The organism is Pseudoflavonifractor sp. MCC625 (assembly GCF_018784545.1).
In the GTDB taxonomy this organism is placed as follows: domain Bacteria; phylum Bacillota; class Clostridia; order Oscillospirales; family Oscillospiraceae; genus Pseudoflavonifractor_A; species Pseudoflavonifractor_A gallinarum.
This window is the reverse complement of record NZ_WQOJ01000019.1, coordinates 1-2,516: the sequence shown is the minus strand read 5'-3', so window position 1 is coordinate 2,516 and position 2,516 is coordinate 1. Positions and strand designations below refer to the sequence as shown.

At 49.6% G+C, this 2,516-nt stretch carries 2 protein-coding genes and 1 pseudogene; all 3 read right to left on the bottom strand.

The annotated features are described in order from the left end of the window. Positions 1 to 110: 110 nt before the first annotated feature. Positions 111 to 1,781: a recombinase family protein gene (locus GPK94_RS05855; RefSeq protein WP_007887864.1), complete on the bottom strand. Its 1,671-nt coding sequence runs from the start codon at positions 1,779 to 1,781 to the stop codon at positions 111 to 113. Then, complete coding sequence (locus tag GPK94_RS05850) at positions 1,782 to 1,979, bottom strand: hypothetical protein (RefSeq protein WP_003020324.1); 198 nt, start codon at positions 1,977 to 1,979, stop codon at positions 1,782 to 1,784. Between the two features lie 241 nt (positions 1,980 to 2,220). After that, a pseudogene (locus tag GPK94_RS05845) lies at positions 2,221 to 2,516 on the bottom strand (virulence-associated protein E); the annotation flags it as partial.

Here is a 2,516-nt window from a genome sequence, read left to right as displayed (position 1 = left end):
GCCATGAGCTGTTTTATCCCCAATTAGGTGTAAAACTCTGCTCGATGGCGGGCGGCGGCGTACAAAAAATCTATATGGTGTTTTTAAGAGAACCGTCCCGGCGGGACAGGTCAGGCAGTGACCTGTTCCACCTCCGGGATGGGTTTGAGATTAAAATGAATTTCGATAGAAATGTGTCTTGTTTTATCTTCGTCAATGCGCTCATGCACGACGATTTCTTTGATTAAGCGGTTGAGGGTGGCTGCGTCCAGCTCTGTGATATTGGCGTATTCCTGAATGGCTTCCACCCATTGTTTTGCGTCATTGGCAAGCTGGACTTCATCGGACAGCCGCTTTCTGCCCTCGGACACTTTTGCTTTAAGCTCCGCTTGCTCGGTCTGTGTCTTTTCCAGCATGGTGTTGAAATTCTGCTCACTGATACGCCCTGCAATCATATCCTCATAAAGCCGCATGACCATTTTATCCAGAACCTCAATCCGTTCCTCGTCCCTTGTAAGGGAGCGTTCCATTGCTTCCCGCTGTTCCCGCTGCTCGGCTTCACAGGTATTAGTCAGGCGGTCGGCAACCGCTTTCCCGTCCATCAGGGCAGCTCTGGCACATTCCCGGATTTTCCGCAGCACATGGCTGTAAAGGGTGTCATAGTCAATCCGGTGCTGGGTGCAGTGGTTCTTTCCAAAGGCATTGTAGGTCTTGCAGGAATAAATCTGCTGGGGATGTTTTGCGTTTGTGTAGCGTATCGTCAGCGACTTCCCACACTCGCCGCATTTTATCAGTCCGGCAAACAGGCTGATTTCATTGGTCTGCCCCGGACGCTGGCGGGATTTCAGCTTGTTCTGCACAATGTCAAAGCTCATGCGGTCAATCAGCGGTTCATGCTGTCCCTCCACCACAATCCAGTCCTCCGGCTTCTTTTCTCCAATCGTGCCGATTTTGAAACGGTAGTCTTTTTTCTGGGAAGCAATCGCCCCGGTGTAGACGGGATTCATCAAGAGGTCTTTGATAACGGAGAAGTCCCACATATACCGTCCGTTTTCCGGGTCTTTCTTTTCCCATTTGGTGCGGGTATTGCGAAGCCCCCGTTCCCGGTTCCACCATGTGGGGCAGGGGATTTTTTCTTCCTCCAGCCGTCTGCGGATATAGTTCGGACCATGACCGTTCAGGGCATATCCGAAAATCAGCCGCACAATCGGGGCGGTTTCCTCGTCAATGAGCAGATGGTTTCTGTCCTCTGGGTCTTTCCGATACCCAAAGGGGGCAAGACACCCGGTAAACTGTCCTTTCTGCGCTTTCAGAAGATAAGAGGAATGGACTTTCTTGGAAATATCCTTGCTGTACATCTCGTTCAGGATATTCTTGAACGGGGCAATATCGTTGTTATCCCGCAGGGTGTCGATACCGTCATTCATGGCGATATAGCGGACACCGTTTCTTGGGAAAAAGTCCTCAATCAAATGCCCGGTTTGCAGATAGTTACGCCCCAGTCGGCTGAGGTCTTTCGTGATGACAAGGTTGATTTGCCTGCGCTCAATGGCTCTCAACATTCTCTGTAAATCAGGACGCTCCATATTAAGACCTGTGAAGCCATCGTCCTGATAGACTGCCACAACCTCCCATCCCTGCTTTTCGCAGTATTTTTCCAGCATATCACGCTGGTTTGCGATACTGGCACTTTCGCCTTGCAGGTCATCGTCCTTTGACAGCCTGCAATAGACCGCTGCACGATACCCTCCGGCAAGTGCCGAACCGATTGTTCTGTATTCCATTTCGTTCATCATAGCCATTTACCCACACAATCCAGACGGTATCTGGCTCTTTTGAACCTCATCTTCATTATAGCTCATATCTTTCCTTTTAGCAAGATATTCTTTCGTATTTGTCTTACCGTATTTCTGGGAAATCAGGCTGACGAACACATCGGTTGCGTCCAGTTCCCCGTCAAATACCGTTGTAACATGAATCTCTGTTTTGTTTTTTGCCATAGGCAGTTATCCTCCATACATGAAAATAGCCAGACAGAGGGTGTCGGCAACGAAGTCCGGCAACGGGCTTCAAAAGACCTTGCAAACAATCTCAATCTGGCGATGGTTACTATTTATACTTTTCTTTTATTTTTCTGTTGTTTTGGTTGTCATAGGGGAGAAAAGCCGATAGTTTCGGGATTTTCCCCGGCAACCGGCTCGGCAACGGGATAGCAACAGGGGGTGCAACGGGCTGCCATTTTCAGAACGGAAGCTCCATCTGTTCTGTGACCTCCACAAAACCGTCCATCGTTTTTTCAGACGGGTTGCCGGAGTCCGTTGCCGGGTTTTCACGCTCCCAGCCCTTTTGTCTGCCATATTCGGAAAACATTCTTGGGTTCGGGAAGTACCGCCAGCCAGAAATGCACTGGTTCATAATCTCGTTGATTTCCCGGATTTCCCATTGCTTCGGCTCGTCAAAGGCATGGTTCAAGGCTTCCTTATAGAGCTGCTTGGAGCAGACCATGCTCCCGGTGTACTTATCAAGATACGCCTGTA